The organism is Enterobacter sp. BWH52 (assembly GCF_001037565.1).
Taxonomy (GTDB): Bacteria; Pseudomonadota; Gammaproteobacteria; order Enterobacterales; family Enterobacteriaceae; genus Enterobacter; species Enterobacter hormaechei_C.
Map to the genome: position 1 here is coordinate 4,366,145 of NZ_KQ089854.1, position 20,518 is coordinate 4,386,662.

Below are 20,518 nucleotides of genomic sequence, written 5' to 3' on the forward strand. Positions count from 1 at the left end.
AACCTGGTGCGTCCGAGTATACCCGATAGCTGCACTTTTAAGAGAGACTTACAATTAGATTAAGTAAAAATCCGATCACCAGTCTGCATAAGGCACCAGCGGTTCCGGTGGTAAGTCCATATCACCCTGCCAGCCCGCGGCAGAATACCGAACGTAGAGCAGCGCATGGCTCGGGGTATAGTCTTTTGCTTCCTGAATATCGACGCCCAGACCGACAAACCAGTTGGACGTCACGCGGCGTTCAACAATCGCCCTTGCGGTATAACCCGTGCCTGACGAGCTACTTCCGGTTTCCATCACACCTTTATCGGTATAACGGCCTGGCTCATTGTCCGGGATCAGCCCCTGTAACGGATAACGCATCACATCTTTTGTTTTTGAATGAGACCAGGAGACGGAGCCGCCCAGCTCCCATGACCAGTTCTCTGTGCGTTTACGCCAGTTCACCGGTAAGGCGAACGACACATACTCCTGGGGACTGTAGTAACCGCCCTGGCCCAGCGAATAGCCACTTAAATCCTTATCGTAATGCCAGAGCATGTTGGACACGCCCACCGTCAGGCGTTCGTTGTTCTGATTGATGAGCTTGTAGTAATAGCCGGTCATCCAGCGGACGCGCCAGTTATCTTCGACATTCTTCCCGGTGAGGCTGTCGGCACTCAGGCTTGACCAGATACCGTTAGCTTCGCCTTTGTCGTAGCTCATGCTCACGCCGCCACCGGTGGCACGCACGCCGCCCCAGGTGGTGTCGGTATTGGGATCTTTTTGCCCGGCGAAGGCCAGCACCGAGCTGGAAATCGGACGGCGATGGGCGTTCAGGGTGTAGCCAATCGGCCCTAAATCGTTGCTGTAGCTCAGGCTGCCCACCACATCGACCACGTCGAAGCCCATCGGCGTTGTACCGATATCCCACGCCCAGGTTTTGTTCTGCCAGCCGACGGCCACGCTGGCGCCGTTGGCCGACTGGTTCGTGCTGCCGTGACATGGCGTTTCGGCACAGGTACCCCATGTCGGATCGTAAGTTCCGTTATCGGTGTCAAAGGAACCGGCGTTCATATTGACCAGATCGCTACGGAAGAACATACGTCCATCCGACAGCGGCGCATCAACCTGGAGCATGGTGGTGTGCGCTTTCAGGTCGGAATAGCCTCCCGTGCCGCTGGAGCCCCAGTAGTCGTGTTGCAGCGTGACGTTCAGATCCTGCTGACGATAAAGATCGCCTGCATCGCTGCGCACGCCGCGCTTCAGCCAGTCATCTTTCTCATCATTACGCGTGAGTCGCGTAAAGCTGTCGTTATCGGTGGGACGGGTCGTTGTGATGCCCGATGAGACCATCGCATCTTTCCAGGTGTCCAGCGCCTGCTGAGGCTGACCATTTTGTGCCTGGAAACGGGCGGCATCGCGCATCACCAGCGCACTTTCCATCGAAGGCGGCTGCGATTTGGCCTGCGGAAGAATGGCGTTGAAGGTCTTTTCTGCCGCGGCAGGATCACCCAGTCCGGCCTGCGCCATGGCAAGCCGGCGCTGCATATTGATGGAGAGCGGTTCGCCGTTCTGTGCCGCGGGCAGTTTCGCCAGCGCCGCGCGCGCCGCGTCCTTGTTGCCCTGGGCAAGAGAGACCTCGGTCAGGCCGAGGATCGCGTCTTCGTTCTGCGGTTCGCGTTGCAGAATGGTGTTGTAGGCGGTTTTCGCGGCCTCATGATCGCCCCGCTGTTCAGCCCAGTCCGCCAGCGTCAGGTCGATACGGGTGGACGGAGGCTGCTGGCGAAGCAACGTTTCCGCCTCCTGCTCTTTTCCACTGTCGCGCAGGCGGTTGGCGGTTTCCAGCACCTGGTTACTTTGCAGGCGGTCCGCCAGCGCCTGAATGTTGCCGTTCCACTTGTCGCGCGGCAGCGTGTTCAGATGCGCCAGCGCCGCCCGGTCCTGATCGTTACCGGACAGGTACAGCCCGCTGGCGTAAACCTGATCCGGATCGCCCGGTTTCTGACTTGCCAGCTGACGCATCAGGTTATCCGCCTGGCTGCGCTGACCCGCGCTATACAGATCGCGTGACAGTCGGTAGGTGATCCACACGTCGCCCGGGGAAAGCGCAAGGCGTCGGCGCTGAATTTCTGCGGCCTGCGCATATTTCCCCTCGCTTTCCAGCTGTTCAGCCTGGGCTGACAGCTGCTCGTTCGTCAGGCTACGTTCAATATCATCAATGCTGCGGCGCTGGCTGGCAGAGAGCGACTGAATAAACTGCGTCGCCTTCTCCGGAGACTGCGCGCGATAAATATTGGCGAGACCGCGCACCGCGTTGCTGTTGCCGCTGTCCATCCGCAACGCCTGGCGGTAATAGCGCTCGGCCGCGTCGTTATCTTTGCGCGCCGCCGCCGCATCACCGAGCCCCAGAACCGCGTAGCTGTCAGTATTGTCGATATTGCGCGCCTGCTGGTAATAGCGTTCGGCCTGGGTCGTATTATTGGCTTTCAGGGCGTTATCCCCCTGCTGGATCAGCAGCCAGTATCGGTTGACCTTCAGCAGGCTGTCCCATTTGCCCCGGTTATCGCTCTGCGGATCGAGGGCGATCGCCTTTTCAAACTGCGCAACCGCACGCGCGCGATCGCCTTTCTGAGAATAGGCCTGCCCCAGCGCGCCTACAGCTTCACTGTCAGCGTGGTTGGCGCTGACTGCTTTTTGCAACTCCGTTACCGCTTTACTGCCCTGCCCGGCATCCACTGCGGCTAACCCTTCGGCTTTGGCGCGGAACGCCGGATCGGCGAGCTGTTTTTGCTGTGCTTCAAGCTGGGTGCGCGCCGCCGTCACGTTATCGCCATCGCTGAATACGCTCAGGTATTGTTGCAGCGCGGTGACGCTGGCGCTGCTGACCGGCTGATCTTTGATCTGCTGGTACCACATGTCCGACGCCTGACTGCGGCCATTATTCGATTTGGCCATCTCCTGCAACACCGCGAACCCTTCATCACGCCGTCCGCTCTGGAACAGAAGCTGTGCCAGCGAGGACTGTAGCGGGACGTTGCCCGGACTGCTGGCGTTTATTTTCTTAAGCTGATTAATGGCCAGGTTGCGGCGGGCTGGCTCTTTCGCCACCACGTTCCAGTACTCCGTCGCGATGTCGCCGCTGGGCGGCTTACCGTCAAACAGTTTGTCATACGCAGCAATGGCTTCCTGCGTGTGCCCGGTGGTGGCAAGCAGGCGAGCCTGCTGGAGGGCCTGGCGACCATCCGGCGTGGAGAGCAGCATGGTAGTACGGGAGGACTGGTAGGCACTGGAATCGGGTGCCATTCCTTTCAGGCGATCCAGCTCTTTTTGCGCGCCCGCCGTATCGCCCTGTCGTAACAGGTAGCGGAAGCGCGCGGCAATCACATCCGGGTTGTTGGGATCGATCAGCTCAAGGCGATAGAGCGACTGGCGCACTAAATCCTCACGCTGGGTGGATTCCCCCAGACGGACCTGTTCCAGCAGCTGTCTCTGCTGCGGGGAGTTGGCGGCCTGGGCCAGGGGCATTAGCGCCAGGCCAAGCGATAAGGTGAGTAGATTCAGTGTGAACGTGCGCATTCCTGGCCCCAATCCGGTAGTAATTCACCTTGCACGGTGAAACGAAAACGATGCTGATCCCACCCTTGTCCAAAGAGGGTCAGAACGTAGCTGTAATAAGCATTGTTATCGGGAAAACGATCGGCGACGTGCTGGCGTTGCACCGCCTGCGCGTCCCGGTTTTGTAAAAACGGAAGGAGAGAGGCAGAAAACCCTACCGGCCCATCTCCGGTGCGTTTCCCGGTTGCTACATCCACTTTCTCCGGCGGCAAGCCTTGTTTGATTGTGGTGGTCGCCATGGGCTTGAAACGCGCCAGTAGCCGGGCTTTCTGCGGATCGTTATCGTTCATCATCCCTACCCACAGATAGACGCGAATCGCATCGTAGCTGCCGATCAGGGATGCATCCTGCGACAGCTGCCAGCCGCCCTTTTTCTGGTATTTCACCCAGTTCGGGGAAAATCCTTTAGGCGCGGTCTCCAGCAGCAGACGCAGGTTAGTTTCACGGAGCGTCGTCCACGGCGCGCCAAAACGAGTGAAATAGCTCGCAAGCTGCGGCGGCAGGTAGCTGGGGTTAAAGCGCCAGACACTCTCTTCGGCAAAACCGACTTTACCCGGCAGCAGCATAGAACCCAGCCCCGGCACCTTCACCACTTCCTCACTGGCAATGCGCGTCAACAGCGCCTTACCCGTGCGCGTGTAATCGGGATTTTTCCACAGCCGCCCGGCTTCCAGCAGCGACCAGGCAATCCAGATATCGGCATCAGACGCGGAGTTAGGGTCGATAACCGCCCAGGTTTCGTCGTCCTTTTTTCCCCACAGCCAGGCCGGGAGATGTTGGGCTAAATCTCCCTCGGCAAGGTTATCGCGCGTCCATGCCAGCAGCAGATCGAACGCCTTGCGATCGTTTGCCGCGAGGGCAAAGAACAGCCCGTAGCTTTGCCCTTCGGAGGTGGTGATTTTGCGCGCGTCACTGGGATCAATGACCCGCCCACTTTCGCTCATATAATCCTGCTTGAACGTCTCCCAGGCAGGCCAGCGACAGGCGGCGTGAAGATTCGCCGCCGTCAGCATCAACGCTGCGACTACACACCCGCGAAAGATTTTCATCACCGCTTACTCATGGTCCGGGTTAAGACGACGACGGCTGATGATTCGCAGCAGACGCCACAGTACCCACGCCAGCAATACGACGCTGAGCGCAGCCAGCACGGCCAGCAGCACCGGGTGGTTAGACAGGGCGTACCACAGGCGTTCGAACCACGGCAGATGACCGACGTAGTAGACATCTCCCACGCGCAGGCTGTTTACCCCCGACTCACGGATCACCGAGACGGAACCGAACATTGCTGCCCGTTTACCGCTGTCGTTCATGGCCGTGTTGAGCAGCTCATAGCCGCGTGGGCTGTCCGCCAGCAGGGCGATAACGCTGCGCTGGTCGTTATACGGCGACTGGAAGCCGACAATCGCGGCCATCGGACCCGTTGAACTTACGGTCGTCCTGATATTGGCCTGACGATCGCCGCTGTCCGGCATGATGCTCGGGAACTCGGTCTGACGCAGCGGCGTGTTGACCCATGACTGAGCCGCCTGCACCAGCAGATCGACGCGCTTCTCGTCTTTCAGCTTGTCCGGAATGTTGCCGATGACCATGATATCGGCATCTTTGTTCTGGATCTGACTACCGTCATCCGTCACCGTCACGTTGATAGCCGGCAAGCCGGTTTGCGCCCCAACGGTGCCCATGGTGTCCAGCAGCGTGGCAACCTGACCTTCGTTGGCCGCTTTTGGCATCACGACAATCGATTCAGAGAGATCAGCCATGCGGCTGAACGGGAAGCTGGCGTTAGCAAAGGCACGCAGATCCGGCATCGCGATAAAGTGGTAATACTTCGAGAAGTCGATCGTGGAATCATCGCCAATCACCACGTGGTTTTGCACCGGCTGGAAGGTAATACAGTTTTCCACCGATCCACCCGGCATGGGGTTCATATACTGGAAGTTAAACCGCAGCTGGTTCACCGCACCGAGCTTCAGCGCCGGGATCGACACATCGGTTTTGCCGTCCAGCAGCCCCTGCAATACAGGCAGACGAAGCATCAACCGGTTTGTCTCCTGGCTGCTGGTCAGGCTGAACGATTGCAGGAACTGGTTGTTGAGGCTGATATCCATGCGCGAGCTGTCTTTGGTTGCCGGCGCGGTGTAACGGTAGTTCAGGTTGATATCAATGCCGTTGGTGCGCAGCAGATAGAGATCCGGCGGCAGGTTCAGCGACAGGCTGACAGGAGAAGGTTCAAGCCCGGTTGACTGCAATTGCTCTTCATAGGTTTTCAGCTCGCCAAAGGTGATTGCCCGGTCGGTACGTACCCAGTTCGGCGCATCATAAGGCTTACGCGCCAGCAGCGGTTTCACCTCATCCACCACAACGCTGTTACCGCGGAACAGGATATTTCCCTGCGCAATGCCCTTCGCCGCCTGCACCAGATCTTTGTCATCACGGCCGAAGATCACCAGCAGCTTCACGTACGGATTGTCCGGATGGCTGATCATCTCGATGGTGGGTGCTTTCACCTCCGGATGGTCACGCAGGAATGCCGGGCGTTTGGCGTTGGTGGCAAACACAATCGCGTTTTTGTCTGGCATTTTGTCGTACATGACCGGGAAACTTTGACCACGCCAGCCGGAGCGGGAACCAAACCAGGATGCCACGATAGAGGCCGCCAGCTGTTCGGTCACATCCGGCGAGCCGGCAAAGACCATCGGCAGATTCAGCGGACGGTTATCACGCGGGTCGAAGAACGGCACCGGGAAGGCGGAGAGATCGTTTTTCAACGCCAGCGGCTGATAGGTCATCTGAAGCGAAGAGTTACGCCCGACATCCAGCCACAGGGTGCTGCTGGCCGGGTTTTCACAGACATCGCGGTAGTGGCCGACAAACTCCAGACGCACGCGGTTAAAGTCGGTGATAAACAGCGGATTAATCGGCACCTGAGCCAGGGTTTTCTTACCCAGTTGCTCTTTGGTGACGGGCAGGACGTCCATCAGCTCGTCATTCAGATAGACCTTAAGCTGGGACTGCACCGGCAGCAACGACGGCGATGGGGTGTATTCCAGGTTGAGCATCGCTTTTGACACAACTTCATCGCTGCGCATACCGAATTCGATACCGCCATTTGGGTTGATGCCGCGCAGAACCATGCTGCCCGGAGGAGGCGCGATCTGGGCAAACGTCAGCTTAACGTCACGCGACGGCGTATTTTCGGCAACCACCGGCGCACTGGCTCCCGGCACGCCAGGCATGACCTGCCCAACCACCGGGTTGTCGCCGGGCAGCGTATTCCCCGTCGTCGGCTGATTCGGGACAACGTTCTCCGTCTGCCCCGGCGCGGCCGTCACAACCGGATCGGTCGCTTGCGCGACGACAGGCACCGTTGGCGCGGGCGTGGTCGCTGCGTTATCAGGCGCCGCGTTAGCCACTGTTGCAGGGAGCGCACTCATCCCCATTGCCACTGCACATAACCAGGAAAGTTTTGTTTTCATCGCGTTATCATCATTGTTGAGCCATAACCGGGTCCGCCTGCTTCGCTTCATCTCGCTCAGGTCGACGCGGAATGAACGACACGACCCAGGAAACCAGTGAAGTAAGTGACCGGAAAATTAATTTCACCGACGACGGGGCAAATTCTGCAAGGTGACGATAGCCACGGAACCCCAGCTTAAGAATATCCAGCAGGCTTTCCAGAGGCTTATCCTCAGGGAAGCTGTCCTGCCAGAGAGCCCACGTATCCGCGCGGGCAAACGTACACTGCACAAAATCAATGTGTTGTTTTTTGGTCAGCGGCATCAGTTGCAGACCCACTTCATTTCCTCTCACACGCACCACCTGCGTCGGGAAGACATACTCCTGCTGGCCGCGCTTAAGCAGTAGGTTGACCTTCTGCCCCTCCAGCACCTTCGCCTGACCGTTGATCTTGATACCCAGACCGCCATCCGAAAAGTCATGTACGGTACAGGAGAAGAGATGTCCATCGTCGCGGGCAATGGCCGCTGGCATGCTGATTTCGACGCGATGCGCGCGGCGAACCTGTTTGCTCTCCACCGATACCGCCACCGCGCCACCGAGGATAATCAGGTTATAAAACACCCACGCCATACTCACGAAGACCGTCAGAATTTCGTTTTCCGGGCCGTAGAAGTAGCGCCAGATCCCAACAATCACGCCCACAATATTCAGCAGCACCAGGAAGATATAGGGCCGGGAGATCACCCAGTCGACATACTCCTCTTCCACCAGCCCGCCCTTCGCGGTGACGTTGAATTTCCCTTTATGCGGGTTAATCAGCGCCACCATGGTTGGCGGCGCGATGTACCAGGCCAGCACCGTTTCGTAAATTTCACTCCAGAAGGAGTGCCGATATTTCCCCTGAATCTTCGAGTTCGTCAGGCTGGCGTGGATCATGTGCGGCAGAACGAACAGGGCAATCATCAGCGCAGGCGCATAGATGATGTAAGCGTGAAGGAGCAGGAACGCCAGCGGCGCTGTGAGAAAGATAAGCCGTGGAATACCCGACAGGAAGTGGAACATGGCGTTGACGTAGCACAGCCGTTGCGCCAGCTTCAGCCCTTTACCCATCAGCGGGTTATCGAGCCTGAAAATTTGCACCATGCCGCGGGCCCAGCGAATACGCTGGCCGATGTGCGCCGACAGGGATTCCGTGGCCAACCCCGCCGCCTGAGGAATACGCATGTAGGCCGAGGTATAGCCAAGACGGTGCAGACGCAGCGAGGTGTGCGCATCTTCCGTGACCGTCTCGACGGCGATCCCGCCAATTTCATCCAGCGGTTTCCGGCGGATCACCGCACAGGAGCCGCAGAAGAACGTGGCGTCCCACATGTCGTTCCCGTCCTGCACCAGGCCATAGAACAGCGTGCCCTCGTTCGGGGTTTTACGAAAACGACCGAGGTTACGTTCAAACGGGTCCGGTGAGAAGAAGTGGTGCGGCGTCTGCATCATCGCAAGCTCTTTCTCCTTCAGGAACCAGCCCATGGTCATTTGCAGGAACGAGCGCGTTGGCACGTGGTCGCAGTCGAAAATAGAGACGAACTCCCCTTTGGCATATTTCAGCGCATTATTGATGTTACCGGCTTTCGCGTGTTCATGCGTGGTACGGGCGATGTACTCTACCCCCACTTCGTCCGCGAACTGGCGGAACTCGGCGCGGCCACCGTCATCGAGGATCCAGATTTTGATTTTATCCTTCGGCCAGTCGATACCCAGCGCGGCGTAAATGGTGTTTTTTACCACCGACAGGTCTTCGTTGTAGGTCGGCACGAAGAGGTCCACCGTAGGCCACTGGGTCGTGTCTTTTGGCAGCGGCACCGGCTGTCGATTCAGCGGCCAGATAACCTGGAAGTAACCCAGCACCAGCACGATCCAGGCGTAAGTCTCAGCAAACAGCAGCACTAAGCCGCACACCAGGCTGACCGGATCGTCCCAGTTCAGCGTTGAGGTATATCGCCACCAGATGTAGCGGCAGGAAACGGTCAGCGATAGCACAATCAGCATCAGGGCAGAAAAACGCCCTGGTATGCGCCGCACCAGCAGCGCCACGCCCCACAGCAGGATCAGGAAGGTGAACTGCGCCAGCGGGTTGAAAGGCTGGGTAATACAGACCAGCGCAAGAATCAGCGAGAACACCACAACCACGCCGAGAATAAAACGCCGCAAGCCCGGGTGTAGGTGCCCGAGCTCTTTTTGGTTATCTAAATGACCCGTTTTGTCGCCCACCCGGTCGGGTAGCCGGTCAAGCCACTGGTGGTAGTGTTCACGCAGGTTCTGCACACGATCGAAGCTGCGCCAGCGGGACGTTTTTTTCTCCGCGCCCGTTGAGGTCGCCAGTAGCCAGATGGACTGAATAGCGTAGCGCGCGGGATCCAGCGGACGCGGCTTGTCAGGGTTGATATGCGGATAGAGTTCACCGTGGCGCGCGCGAATGCGTTGCCAGCGGGGATGCTCGAGGGGGATGAACATCCACGCCAGAATCATCCACAAACAGCCCAGCGCTGCGCTCAGCGACGAGGCGCCGTGATGACGGTAATGGCGGTAGCGTTCACTTAAGCGCGAACTGACCGGCGGAATGAGCAGCCAGTTAGTCAGGCGGCTCATACTGAACTCCCGGCAGGCTCCGGCCGTTTAGCAAAGTGCAGCAGACACCAGTTGGCCAGCGTCAGGATCTCTTCCGCCGCCAGTGAATCGCTACGGTACTCCCCGAGGGGTTGTTTGGACGCGAGGCACTCCGCCATCGCTTCGTCACGATGGATCACCATCGGCAACAGGCGGCGCTGACTCTGGAGCCAGACCTGGTAGAGATCGTCCTGGATCTGGCTGCCAATGCGCAGATCGTTGATCAGAATATGGGCATTGGCAGGCATCGGCTGCTGATGCAGACGGATATGACAATTCGCATCTACGTTCGCGATGGAGAGCACATGGTCGCACTGCGCCAGCAGCTGGCGGGTCAGCGACGCGGCACCGTGCGGCAGGTCCAGCAGGATCCACTGATAGTGCCCGCTCTCTTTCAGGCTCTGCAATGCGGTGATGAAGCGAGAGAACAGGCGCTGGTACGCGGCTTCATTCCCGCGCTCGGTTTCGGTCAATTGACCAAAGGGAAGCAAATCGAGCTGGGAGGTATAACGCAAACCCGCATCCCGCCAGTCTTTATCGTCCAGAAGCGCACGTCCCCAGCCGTTTGCATGCGTAAAGTCGACATTGAATGACATGCGCAGCAAATTATCGGAACAGGCATCAATGACCAGTACCGATTCACCTAATACCTGCAATGACCACGCCAGCGCCGCGGTAACGGAAGTTGTACCCACCCCACCACGGACGCCCTGTAATCCTAGTACAGCCATCAATGGCTTCCTTATTGTTGTTGGGCAAACTCAGCTAATAACGGCCAACGTTTAATAGCCGCCGCCAACTGTTCCCGCTGGGAAATATCGGTGTAATCTATTTCAGGCAAAGAAAAAGCCTGCGTGAGTGCCAAAAAATCGTTCTGGAATGTGTAACCCAGACTTGAGTCGACTGGGGTTGCGGGTTCGTTATTTTGCATTCTTTTTTCATCCCTTTGAGTAAAATCATAAGATTCAGATGCAGCGAGGCGTCCTGCCCACTAAATTTCATTTACATGCTAAATCTGATGTTCTTTAATTTCAATGTTAGGTTTATTTCTACGCTTTCGCTAGTAAACTGAGAGACATAGAAATTCGACGAAAAGAGGGACACCGTGGACTCCATATTTTCTATTGGCATCCAGTCATTATGGGACGAATTGCGCCACATGCCAGTCGGAGGAGTCTGGTGGGTTAATACGGATCGTAATGAAGATGCCATCAGTCTGGTAAACCAGACGATAGCGGCGCAGGGGAAGGATTCCCGCGTGGCCATAATTACGATGGGCGAAGAGCCGAAGTCAATCATCAGGCTCGACAGTGACCGTGGACCCCAGACAGTACGATTATTTTCCATGCCTGCGGAGGCTGACAGTCTATACTTTTTACCCCGCGATATTCAGTGTTCTATTGTTCCTGAACACTATTTACTGATTCTAAAATGCTCTAATAACGGCCTGCAAAATATCCCCTCTGAAAAACTGCTGAAATGGCTGGAAAGAATCAACAGATGGGCAAAAAATCAAAATTGCACCTTATTGGTTGTTAACCCAGGCAGTAATAATGACAAGCTTTTTTCACTTTTAATGAGTGAATACCGTTCTCTCTATGGCCTGGCCAGTATTCGTGTCCAGACCGACAGCCATCTTTACGACGTGGCTTTCTGGTGCAATGAAAAAGGGGTGAGCTCCCGACAACAACTTACCCTCAAACATGTCGGGGATGAGTGGCATCTTGCTCAACAGGAAGAGACGGTAGTTCAGCCACGCAGTGATGAAAAACGCGTTCTGAGTCATATTGCGGTACTGGAAGGTGCGCCTGCACTGTCTGAGCACTGGTCACTGTTCGATACCAATGAAGCCTTATTTGATGAGGCGCGCACCACGCAGGCGGCGACCATTATTTTCTCGTTGATCCAGAATAACCAAATCGAAACGCTGGCAAGGCACATTCACACATTACGTCGCCAGCGCGGCAGCGCGTTAAAAATTGTGGTGCGTGAAAATAATACCAGCCTGCGCGCCACCGATGAGCGCTTATTACTGGGCTGCGGCGCGAATATGGTCATTCCGTGGAATGCTCCCCTGTCGCGCTGTCTGACGCTGATCGAAAGCATCCAGGGCCAGCAGTTTAATCGACATGTTCCGGAAGATATCAGCACCCTGCTTTCAATGACGCAGCCGATGAAACTGCGCGGCTACCAGAAATGGGACACCTTCTGCGATGCGGTGGGCAACATGATGAGCAATACGCTGTTACCGGCAGACGGAAAAGGGGTGATGGTTGCCCTGCGCCCCGTGCCGGGTATTCGCGTTGAGCAGGCGCTTACTCTGTGCCGCCCTAACCGTATCGGGGATATCATGACCATTGGCGATAACCGCCTGGTGCTGTTCCTCTCCTTCTGCCGGGTGAACGATCTGGATACGGCGCTTAACCATATCTTCCCGCTTCCTACCGGGGATATCTTCTCGAACCGCATGGTCTGGTTTGAAGATAATTTGATCAGCGCTGAGCTTGTCCAGATGCGTGCCCTGGCTCCTGAAAAGTGGGCGAAACCGTTGCCTGTGACAAGCGGTGCCAAACCGGTTCTGAACGCGAAACATGACGGGCATGTCTGGCGTCGGGTACCTGAGCCGCTACGCTTACTGGATGAGAACAAGGAGAGCGCGCCATTATGAATATCAGCGATATCATCCAACTGGTTGTTCTGTGCGCGCTGATTTTTTTGCCGCTTGGCTACTATGCACGCCATTCCCTGCGCCGTATTCGCGATACGGTCAGATTACTGTTCGTCAAACCTCGCTATATTAAACCCGCCGGAACACTGAGTCGCGCTCCGAACGTCAAGGCAAACCGAAAACATGACTAATTCTACCTATACCTCTTCGGCGCCATCGCCACTCTGGCAATACTGGCGCGGCCTGTCCGGCTGGAATTTCTACTTTCTGGTGAAGTTTGGTCTGCTGTGGGCAGGCTATCTTAATTTCCACCCTCTGCTTAACCTGGTGTTTATGGCATTCCTGCTGATGCCAATCCCGAACCTCAGGCTGCACCGTATACGTCACTGGGTCGCTATTCCCATCGGTTTCGCCCTGTTCTGGCATGATACCTGGCTGCCCGGCCCTGAAAGCATCATGAGCCAGGGCTCCCAGGTCGCAGGTTTCAGTGCGGACTATATGCTCGATCTGGTTGAGCGCTTTATTAACTGGCAGATGATTGGCGCGGTATTTGTCCTGCTGGTCGCCTGGCTGTTCCTGTCTCAGTGGATCCGGGTGACGGTGTTTGTCGTCGCGATTATGATCTGGCTTAACGTCCTGACGCTGACGGGCCCGAGCTTCTCGCTGTGGCCAGCCGGTCAGCCGACGACAACCGTGACCACCACGGGCGGTTCCGCCGCCGCGACCGTCGCGACAGCAGGGGATACGCCTGTGGTTGGGGATATTCCAGCGCAGACTGCACCGCCGACATCCACGAACCTGAACGCGTGGCTCTCCAGTTTTTACGCTGCGGAAGATAAGCGTCAGACGAAATTCCCGGACGCGCTGCCTGCCGATGCTCAGCCGTTTGAGCTGCTGGTCATTAACATCTGTTCTCTGTCCTGGGCTGACGTTGACGCGGCTGGTTTGATGTCGCACCCGCTGTGGTCGCATTTCGATATTCAGTTCAAGGACTTCAACTCGGCCACGTCGTACAGCGGCCCGGCGGCTATCCGCCTGCTGCGCGCCAGCTGCGGACAGCCTTCGCATAAGAACCTCTACCAGCCGGCAGCTAACCAGTGTTATCTGTTTGATAACCTGGCAAAACTGGGCTTTACCCAGCACCTGATGATGGGTCATAACGGTCAGTTCGGTAACTTCCTGAAAGAAGTACGTGAACAGGGTGGCATGCAGGCCCCGCTGATGGACCAGAAAGGGCTGCCGGTCACGTTGCTGGGCTTTGATGGCTCGCCGGTGTATGACGATACCGCCGTGCTTCAGCGCTGGTTAGATACCGTCGGCAAAGAGGAAGGGACACGTAGTGCGACGTTCTATAACACGCTGCCGCTGCACGACGGGAACCATTATCCCGGCGTGAGTAAAACGGCCGATTATAAGGCCCGTGCGCAGAAGTTCTTTGACGAGCTGAACGCGTTCTTCAACGAGCTGGAAAAATCAGGCCGCAAAGTGATGGTGGTGGTAGTACCGGAACATGGGGGAGCGCTGAAAGGCGACAGGATGCAGGTGTCTGGTCTGCGCGATATCCCAAGCCCGTCCATCACTAACGTTCCGGCCGGGATTAAGTTCTTTGGCATGAAGGCGCCGCATCAGGGAGCGCCAGTTGAGATCACCCAGCCAAGCAGCTATCTGGCTATCTCGGAACTGGTCGCTCGCGCAGTAGACGGTAAGCTGTTTGTGGAAGATAGCGTGAACTGGGATCAGCTCACCAGCGGGCTGCCGCAGACGGCGGAGGTATCGGAAAACGCCAATGCGGTGGTGATCCAGTATCAGAATAAGCCTTATGTCCGACTGAATGCCGGGGATTGGGTGCCGTATCCGCAGTGATGAGCTGCTACACCCTCTCCCCTGTGGGGAGAGGGTTACTCTGCACTTCGTAACGAAATTTCACCGCCCACCCAGGGCTTAATCACACCATCCTGTTCAAGAAGCAACGCACCCTGCGCGTCAATGCCGCGTGATGTGCCGTAAATCTCTTTATCCCCAATCAGCAGCTTCACCGGTCGGTTAATAAAGTTATCCAGCTTTTCCCAGCGGGACAGGAATGGCGCTAACCCCTCCTGTTCAAAGAGCGTCAGCGAACTACGCAACTCATTGATCATGCGGACGGCAAGCGTATTGCGATCGATGGTGATCCCCGCTTCCTGTAGGTTGGTCCAGGCCTGGTTCACGACATCGTTCTGCACGTTTCGCATCACCATGTTCAGCCCCGCTCCAATAACGATCTGTGCGGCATCGCCTGTTTTTCCCGTCAGTTCGACCAGGATCCCCGCCAGCTTCCGATCGTTGAGATACAGATCGTTGGGCCATTTTACCCGCACCTGATCGGCACCCAGATCGTGCAGCACCTCTGCCATCACAATGCCGATGACCAGGCTCAGCCCTATGGCCGCAGCTGGCCCCTGTTCAAGCCTCCAGTACATGGAAAGGTAGAGGTTGGCGCCAAATGGTGAGAACCACTTACGCCCCCGGCGGCCACGTCCTGCCTGTTGGTACTCGGCAACGCAGGCATCACCGGATTTCAGCTCGCTCAGGCGATCCAGCAGATACTGGTTCGTCGAATCAATGACCGGCAATACCGCGACGTTACCGTGCCCAATCTGGCTGCGGATGATCTCTTCATTCAGTAACTGGATCGGTTCCGGCAGGCTGTAGCCTTTTCCCGGCACCGTAAACACATCCACGCCCCAGTCGCGGAGCGTTTGAATATGTTTATTGATGGCAGCGCGGCTCATGCCCAGCTGTTCGCCCAGCTGCTCGCCAGAATGAAACTCGCCATCAGCAAGGATACCGATGAGAGTTAACGGAATAGTATTGTCCTTCACGCAATGGTCTCCACGGCATTCACTTCGCCCGTTCGGCCAATAAAGCGAACTTCAGGCTCCAGCCAGACGTTGAATTTTTCGCCCACGCGCTGACGAACATGGTGCGCCAGGTTGACGACATCCTCACTTGTCGCGTTGGACTGGTTGATCAGTACCAGCGCCTGCTGACGATGAACAGCAGCGCCACCAAGAGTAGTACCTTTTAATTCACACTGATCGATAAGCCAGCCTGCGGCCAGCTTCACGCTGCCATCCGCCTGAGGATAATGCGGGGCCGTTGGCCAGCCAGCGAGAAATGCTTTTGCATTTTCGCTGCTGATCACCGGGTTTTTGAAGAAACTGCCCGCATTTCCGTTGACTTTCGGGTCCGGGAGCTTGGTCATGCGCATGTGGCATACGGAATCAAATACCTCACGCGGTGTGACGGTAGCCGGGTCAAGACGGGTCAGATCGCCGTAAGTCAGAACGGGTTTCCAGGCTTTCGCCAGGCGCAGACCAACGGCCACAATGACGAAACGATCCTGATAATCGTGCTTGAAAATGCTGTCGCGATAACCAAAGCGGCACTGCTCTGCGGTCAGGCGCTTCGCCGTTCCGGTCGCGAGTTCGATGCAATCGACATATTCGCAGACGTGTTTCAGTTCGATGCCGTAGGCACCGATGTTTTGAATAGGAGATGATCCTGCACAGCCCGGGATCAGGGCCAGGTTTTCCAGTCCGGGCATCCCTTTTTCAAGGGTATATTGCACCAGATGGTGCCAGTTCTCGCCAGCACCCACGTGTAAATGCCAGCTTTCAGCGCTCTCTTTACACTCAATCCCCATGATGCGATTGACGATTACCGTCCCCGCAAAATCATCGAGAAACAGGACATTACTTCCTTCGCCCAGAATAAGTACGGGTTCACCGTTTCCTGTTGCGTTTTGCCATGCATTCAGCAACTGCTGAGCACTTTCGGCACGTACAATTTGATTAGCATTCCGTTGAATACCAAAGGTATTCCAGGGCTTAAGGGAGTGATTCATAGACGCTATCCTGATGCAAAAACCGGGATAGTTTACCGTATATATGGGGGGATAGGTGATTTGTTTATGGAAAGGAAGCAGGTGTAGAAACGCAAAAAGGCCATCCTTGCGGATGGCCTCTTCACTTGTTTGATGCCTGGCAGTTCCCTACTCTCACATGGGGAGACCCCACACTACCATCGGCGCTACGGCGTTTCACTTCTGAGTTCGGCATGGGGTCAGGTGGGACCACCGCGCTAAAGCCGCCAGGCAAATTCTGTTAATCTGTATCAGGCTGAAAATCGTGTCTGTCTCTTCGCCAAAACACCTTCGGCGTTGTAAGGTTAAGCCTCACGGTTCATTAGTATCGGTTAGCTCAACGCATCGCTGCGCTTACACACCCGACCTATCAACGTCGTCGTCTTCAACGTTCCTTCAGGAGACTCAAGGTCTCAGGGAGAACTCATCTCGGGGCAAGTTTCGTGCTTAGATGCTTTCAGCACTTATCTCTTCCGCATTTAGCTACCGGGCAGTGCCATTGGCATGACAACCCGAACACCAGTGATGCGTCCACTCCGGTCCTCTCGTACTAGGAGCAGCCCCCCTCAATTCTCCAGCGCCCACGGCAGATAGGGACCGAACTGTCTCACGACGTTCTAAACCCAGCTCGCGTACCACTTTAAATGGCGAACAGCCATACCCTTGGGACCTACTTCAGCCCCAGGATGTGATGAGCCGACATCGAGGTGCCAAACACCGCCGTCGATATGAACTCTTGGGCGGTATCAGCCTGTTATCCCCGGAGTACCTTTTATCCGTTGAGCGATGGCCCTTCCATTCAGAACCACCGGATCACTATGACCTGCTTTCGCACCTGCTCGCGCCGTCACGCTCGCAGTCAAGCTGGCTTATGCCATTGCACTAACCTCCTGATGTCCGACCAGGATTAGCCAACCTTCGTGCTCCTCCGTTACTCTTTGGGAGGAGACCGCCCCAGTCAAACTACCCACCAGACACTGTCCGCAACCCGGATCACGGGTCTACGTTAGAACACCAGCCATTAAAGGGTGGTATTTCAAGGGCGGCTCCACGCAGACTGGCGTCCACGCTTCAAAGCCTCCCACCTATCCTACACATCAAGGACCAGTGTTCAGTGTCAAGCTATAGTAAAGGTTCACGGGGTCTTTCCGTCTTGCCGCGGGTACACTGCATCTTCACAGCGAGTTCAATTTCACTGAGTCTCGGGTGGAGACAGCCTGGCCATCATTACGCCATTCGTGCAGGTCGGAACTTACCCGACAAGGAATTTCGCTACCTTAGGACCGTTATAGTTACGGCCGCCGTTTACCGGGGCTTCGATCAAGAGCTTCGCGTTGCCGCTAACCCCATCAATTAACCTTCCGGCACCGGGCAGGCGTCACACCGTATACGTCCACTTTCGTGTTTGCACAGTGCTGTGTTTTTAATAAACAGTTGCAGCCAGCTGGTATCTTCGACTGATTTCAGCTCCGCCCGCAGGGGCTTCACCTACATATCAGCGTGCCTTCTCCCGAAGTTACGGCACCATTTTGCCTAGTTCCTTCACCCGAGTTCTCTCAAGCGCCTTGGTATTCTCTACCTGACCACCTGTGTCGGTTTGGGGTACGATTTCGTGTTACCTGATGCTTAGAGGCTTTTCCTGGAAGCAGGGCATTTATCACTTCAGCACCGTAGTGCCTCGTCATCACACCTCAGCGTTAACAAGGTACCGGATTTACCTGGAACCTCCGCCTACATGCTTAAACCGGGACAACCGTCGCCCGGCTGACATAGCCTTCTCCGTCCCCCCTTCGCAGTAACACCAAGTACAGGAATATTAACCTGTTTCCCATCGACTACGCCTTTCGGCCTCGCCTTAGGGGTCGACTCACCCTGCCCCGATTAACGTTGGACAGGAACCCTTGGTCTTCCGGCGAGCGGGCTTTTCACCCGCTTTATCGTTACTTATGTCAGCATTCGCACTTCTGATACCTCCAGCATGCCTCACAGCACACCTTCAACGGCTTACAGAACGCTCCCCTACCCAACAACACATAGTGTCGCTGCCGCAGCTTCGGTGCATGGTTTAGCCCCGTTACATCTTCCGCGCAGGCCGACTCGACCAGTGAGCTATTACGCTTTCTTTAAATGATGGCTGCTTCTAAGCCAACATCCTGGCTGTCTGTGCCTTCCCACATCGTTTCCCACTTAACCATGACTTTGGGACCTTAGCTGGCGGTCTGGGTTGTTTCCCTCTTCACGACGGACGTTAGCACCCGCCGTGTGTCTCCCGTGATAACATTCTTCGGTATTCGTAGTTTGCATCGGGTTGGTAAGCCGGGATGGCCCCCTAGCCGAAACAGTGCTCTACCCCCGAAGATGAGTTCACGAGGCGCTACCTAAATAGCTTTCGGGGAGAACCAGCTATCTCCCGGTTTGATTGGCCTTTCACCCCCAGCCACAGGTCATCCGCTAATTTTTCAACATTAGTCGGTTCGGTCCTCCAGTTAGTGTTACCCAACCTTCAACCTGCCCATGGCTAGATCACCGGGTTTCGGGTCTATACCCTGCAACTTAACGCCCAGTTAAGACTCGGTTTCCCTTCGGCTCCCCTATACGGTTAACCTTGCTACAGAATATAAGTCGCTGACCCATTATACAAAAGGTACGCAGTCACCCCATGAAGGTGCTCCCACTGCTTGTACGTACACGGTTTCAGGTTCTTTTTCACTCCCCTCGCCGGGGTTCTTTTCGCCTTTCCCTCACGGTACTGGTTCACTATCGGTCAGTCAGGAGTATTTAGCCTTGGAGGATGGTCCCCCCATATTCAGACAGGATACCACGTGTCCCGCCCTACTCTTCGAGTTCACAGCATGTGCATTTTCGTGTACGGGACTATCACCCTGTACCGTCGGACTTTCCAGACCGTTCCACTAACACACAAGCTGATTCAGACTCCGGGCTGCTCCCCGTTCGCTCGCCGCTACTGGGGGAATCTCGGTTGATTTCTTTTCCTCGGGGTACTTAGATGTTTCAGTTCCCCCGGTTCGCCTCGTTAACCTATGTATTCAGTTAACGATAGTGTGTCGAAACACACTGGGTTTCCCCATTCGGACATCGACGGGTCAAGGGTTCATATCACCTCGCCGTCGCTTTTCGCAGATTAGCACGTCCTTCATCGCCTCTGACTGCCAGGGCATCCACCGTGTACGCTTAGTCGCTTAACCTCACAACCCGAAGATGTTTCACTTCTGATTGCGAAAATTTGAGAGACTCGAACACACATGAGCTGTGTGTCGTTTCAATTTTCAGCTTGATCCAGATTTTTAAAGAGCAAAACTTCGCAGTGCACCTTTTCAGGTTCACTCTGAAGTTTTCTTGTGTTCGCAGTAAAAGATGGTGGAGCTATGCGGGATCGAACCGCAGACCTCCTGCGTGCAAGGCAGGCGCTCTCCCAGCTGAGCTATAGCCCCATCGTAGTCACCTCTGTACCGGTAATTTTTGTTGAGGCAAGGCGTGGTGACACGAAGCATACTCAGGTATGTGAGTGTCGCCGCAACGCAGCATCAGCAAAAATTTGGTAGGCCTGAGTGGACTTGAACCACCGACCTCACCCTTATCAGGGGTGCGCTCTAACCACCTGAGCTACAAGCCTGTAGAGGTTTTTTACTGCTGTTTTTCATCAGACAATCTGTGTGAGCACTGCAAAGGCAGGTTCTTTAAGGTAAGGAGGTGATCCAACCGCAGGTTCCCCTACGGTTACCTTGTTACGACTTCACCCCAGTCATGAATCACAAAGTGGTAAGCGCCCTCCCGAAGGTTAAGCTACCTACTTCTTTTGCAACCCACTCCCATGGTGTGACGGGCGGTGTGTACAAGGCCCGGGAACGTATTCACCGTGGCATTCTGATCCACGATTACTAGCGATTCCGACTTCATGGAGTCGAGTTGCAGACTCCAATCCGGACTACGACGCACTTTATGAGGTCCGCTTGCTCTCGCGAGGTCGCTTCTCTTTGTATGCGCCATTGTAGCACGTGTGTAGCCCTACTCGTAAGGGCCATGATGACTTGACGTCATCCCCACCTTCCTCCAGTTTATCACTGGCAGTCTCCTTTGAGTTCCCGGCCTGACCGCTGGCAACAAAGGATAAGGGTTGCGCTCGTTGCGGGACTTAACCCAACATTTCACAACACGAGCTGACGACAGCCATGCAGCACCTGTCTCAGAGTTCCCGAAGGCACCAA

General features: G+C 55.9%; 11 protein-coding genes, 2 tRNA genes and 3 rRNA genes. 3 read left to right on the top strand and 13 right to left on the bottom strand.

The annotated features are described in order from the left end of the window. Positions 1-75: 75 nt before the first annotated feature. Genes bcsC through bcsR form a run of 6 tightly spaced genes read right to left on the bottom strand, consistent with a single transcriptional unit; the run spans position 76 to position 10,651 of the window. Positions 76-3,558 carry a cellulose synthase complex outer membrane protein BcsC gene (gene bcsC, locus SK47_RS20705; RefSeq protein WP_048245019.1) on the bottom strand — a complete coding sequence of 1,161 codons (3,483 nt, stop codon included), beginning with the start codon at positions 3,556-3,558 and terminating at the stop codon, positions 76-78. Beyond that, positions 3,540-4,646, bottom strand: coding sequence for a cellulose synthase complex periplasmic endoglucanase BcsZ (gene bcsZ / locus SK47_RS20710; protein ID WP_022652013.1), 1,107 nt, complete (start codon positions 4,644-4,646; stop codon positions 3,540-3,542). Before bcsZ ends, bcsC begins: the two co-directional genes overlap by 19 nt. A gap of 6 nt (positions 4,647-4,652) precedes the next feature. Further along, positions 4,653-7,076: a cellulose biosynthesis cyclic di-GMP-binding regulatory protein BcsB gene (gene bcsB / locus SK47_RS20715; RefSeq protein ID WP_057979983.1), complete on the bottom strand. Its 2,424-nt coding sequence runs from the start codon at positions 7,074-7,076 to the stop codon at positions 4,653-4,655. Between the two features lie 10 nt (positions 7,077-7,086). Beyond that, positions 7,087-9,702 carry a UDP-forming cellulose synthase catalytic subunit gene (gene bcsA, locus SK47_RS20720; RefSeq protein WP_048245021.1) on the bottom strand — a complete coding sequence of 872 codons (2,616 nt, stop codon included), beginning with the start codon at positions 9,700-9,702 and terminating at the stop codon, positions 7,087-7,089. Then, positions 9,699-10,451: a cellulose biosynthesis protein BcsQ gene (gene bcsQ / locus SK47_RS20725; protein WP_003861177.1), complete on the bottom strand. Its 753-nt coding sequence runs from the start codon at positions 10,449-10,451 to the stop codon at positions 9,699-9,701. Before bcsQ ends, bcsA begins: the two co-directional genes overlap by 4 nt. A gap of 11 nt (positions 10,452-10,462) precedes the next feature. Further along, a complete protein-coding gene (bcsR, locus tag SK47_RS20730; RefSeq protein WP_003861175.1) occupies positions 10,463-10,651 on the bottom strand; it encodes a cellulose biosynthesis protein BcsR in 189 nt (62 codons plus the stop codon). A gap of 174 nt (positions 10,652-10,825) precedes the next feature. Here bcsR and bcsE point away from each other — a divergent pair, with 174 nt between their 5' ends. From bcsE to bcsG, 3 genes are read left to right on the top strand one after another with little or no spacing between them, the layout of a single operon-like run. Then, positions 10,826-12,388, top strand: a complete 1,563-nt coding sequence (bcsE, locus tag SK47_RS20735) for a cellulose biosynthesis c-di-GMP-binding protein BcsE (protein ID WP_022652017.1) — start codon at positions 10,826-10,828, stop codon at positions 12,386-12,388. Continuing rightward, positions 12,385-12,579: a cellulose biosynthesis protein BcsF gene (gene bcsF / locus SK47_RS20740; RefSeq protein ID WP_003861172.1), complete on the top strand. Its 195-nt coding sequence runs from the start codon at positions 12,385-12,387 to the stop codon at positions 12,577-12,579. The genes bcsE and bcsF overlap by 4 nt, the downstream gene beginning before the upstream one ends. Next, positions 12,572-14,251: a cellulose biosynthesis protein BcsG gene (gene bcsG / locus SK47_RS20745; RefSeq protein WP_023315007.1), complete on the top strand. Its 1,680-nt coding sequence runs from the start codon at positions 12,572-12,574 to the stop codon at positions 14,249-14,251. Before bcsF ends, bcsG begins: the two co-directional genes overlap by 8 nt. A gap of 35 nt (positions 14,252-14,286) precedes the next feature. On the opposite strand, the gene birA is transcribed toward bcsG, so the two are convergent. The 7 genes from birA to SK47_RS20780 all read right to left on the bottom strand — a co-directional run. After that, the gene (gene birA, locus SK47_RS20750) at positions 14,287-15,249 is read right to left on the bottom strand and encodes a bifunctional biotin--[acetyl-CoA-carboxylase] ligase/biotin operon repressor BirA (protein ID WP_003861169.1); all 963 of its coding nucleotides are present in this window, start codon (positions 15,247-15,249) and stop codon (positions 14,287-14,289) included. After that, the gene (gene murB, locus SK47_RS20755) at positions 15,246-16,274 is read right to left on the bottom strand and encodes a UDP-N-acetylmuramate dehydrogenase (protein WP_022652019.1); all 1,029 of its coding nucleotides are present in this window, start codon (positions 16,272-16,274) and stop codon (positions 15,246-15,248) included. The genes birA and murB overlap by 4 nt, the downstream gene beginning before the upstream one ends. A gap of 134 nt (positions 16,275-16,408) precedes the next feature. Beyond that, a 5S ribosomal RNA gene (gene rrf, locus SK47_RS20760) occupies positions 16,409-16,524 on the bottom strand. A gap of 69 nt (positions 16,525-16,593) precedes the next feature. Further along, positions 16,594-19,498, bottom strand: a 23S ribosomal RNA gene (locus tag SK47_RS20765). A 170-nt stretch (positions 19,499-19,668) separates the two neighbouring features. Continuing rightward, positions 19,669-19,744 (bottom strand) — tRNA-Ala (locus tag SK47_RS20770). A gap of 105 nt (positions 19,745-19,849) precedes the next feature. Continuing rightward, positions 19,850-19,926, bottom strand: a tRNA-Ile gene (locus SK47_RS20775). A gap of 70 nt (positions 19,927-19,996) precedes the next feature. Then, positions 19,997-20,518: ribosomal RNA gene (locus SK47_RS20780) — 16S ribosomal RNA — on the bottom strand; the annotation flags it as partial.

What these genes read in the sequence shown, in the direction of transcription:
- bcsC (WP_048245019.1), bottom strand. Translation starts at nt 3,558, where the DNA reads ATGCGCACGTTCACACTGAATCTACTCACCTTATCGCTTGGCCTGGCG.
- bcsZ (WP_022652013.1), bottom strand. Translation starts at nt 4,646, where the DNA reads ATGAAAATCTTTCGCGGGTGTGTAGTCGCAGCGTTGATGCTGACGGCG.
- bcsB (WP_057979983.1), bottom strand. Translation starts at nt 7,076, where the DNA reads ATGAAAACAAAACTTTCCTGGTTATGTGCAGTGGCAATGGGGATGAGT.
- bcsA (WP_048245021.1), bottom strand. Translation starts at nt 9,702, where the DNA reads ATGAGCCGCCTGACTAACTGGCTGCTCATTCCGCCGGTCAGTTCGCGC.
- bcsQ (WP_003861177.1), bottom strand. Translation starts at nt 10,451, where the DNA reads ATGGCTGTACTAGGATTACAGGGCGTCCGTGGTGGGGTGGGTACAACT.
- bcsR (WP_003861175.1), bottom strand. Translation starts at nt 10,651, where the DNA reads ATGCAAAATAACGAACCCGCAACCCCAGTCGACTCAAGTCTGGGTTAC.
- bcsF (WP_003861172.1), top strand. Translation starts at nt 12,385, where the DNA reads ATGAATATCAGCGATATCATCCAACTGGTTGTTCTGTGCGCGCTGATT.
- bcsG (WP_023315007.1), top strand. Translation starts at nt 12,572, where the DNA reads ATGACTAATTCTACCTATACCTCTTCGGCGCCATCGCCACTCTGGCAA.
- murB (WP_022652019.1), bottom strand. Translation starts at nt 16,274, where the DNA reads ATGAATCACTCCCTTAAGCCCTGGAATACCTTTGGTATTCAACGGAAT.